This window comes from Pseudomonas sp. FSL R10-0399, from assembly GCF_009600165.1.
GTDB lineage: Bacteria > Pseudomonadota > Gammaproteobacteria > Pseudomonadales > Pseudomonadaceae > Aquipseudomonas > Aquipseudomonas helleri.
Window position 1 is genome coordinate 1 of record NZ_WIWK01000273.1, and the last position, 867, is coordinate 867.

2 protein-coding genes are annotated in these 867 nt (G+C 64.9%); both read right to left on the bottom strand.

Annotation, left to right across the window (positions count from 1 at the left end):
- Nucleotides 1-503, bottom strand: a 503-nt coding sequence (locus tag GHO41_RS29385) for an FAD-binding oxidoreductase (protein WP_256678895.1), incomplete at its 3' end; no start/stop codon positions are given.
- Nucleotides 500-867: (2Fe-2S)-binding protein (locus GHO41_RS29390; RefSeq protein ID WP_178126623.1), on the bottom strand; the 368-nt coding region annotated here is incomplete at its 5' end. The genes GHO41_RS29385 and GHO41_RS29390, both read right to left, overlap by 4 nt.

Consider the following 867-nt stretch of genomic DNA (forward strand, 5'->3'; position numbering starts at 1 on the left):
TCGCAGGCCTGGCGATAGGCGTACATGGCGGCATGGTGCGGCGCGACCCCGCTGTCAGGCAGGTGCAATGCCGCGCTGACCCGCTGGTGTGCCAGCGCCGGCAGCACTTCACGCAGTTGCGCAGCGTTCAACAGGCTTGAGTTGATGCCACAGGCTTTGTGCACCTCCAGCGTGCGGTCAAGCATGGCGGCCGTGCTAGTGCGTTCGCCGATCATGCTGTAGCCGCGGCGCGAGTACATGACGTTCTCGCCCAGGCGCCTGGACAAGCCCTGCCACAAGTGGCACGAGTGGGCGAAGAAGCGTGTCCATTCCGGTGAGCTGAATGCCCCGCGAATCAACGTCCCGTTGCGACCCGAGGCGCCGCCCTGCCAATAGCCGGCGTCAAGCACGAGCACATCGCGCACGCCCAGTTCAGCCAGATTGAAGGCCAGCGACAGCCCCTGGATCCCCGCGCCAACGATGATGATCGACGCCTGTGCAGGCAAAGGTTGTGTAGGGGTCATTGCAGAGGCTCCACAACATCGGCCAGACCGGCCGCTTGCGCGACACTCAGGGCACGCCGTGGCGGGCGCAGGGTTGGCCTTGGCAAGGTGTGCAACGGGATCCCGCTGCGGGCGCTGACCAGAGCGCGCAGCAAGTCCCAGCAAGGTTGGCCCTGACACGGCCCCATGCCGCAGGAGGTCAGGCGTTTGATCACCTCAAGGTCGGTAATGCCCTGCTCAATCAAGGCCTCGACCTCATGGCAGGACACATCAAAACATGGGCACAGCAACGCCTTGTAGCGCGTACTTGCTGCCACCGGCAGCGGTTGATCAGGTTCAGCCGCCGAGCCAACCGTGCGCAGGCGGCTTTGGCGCTGCTCACGCA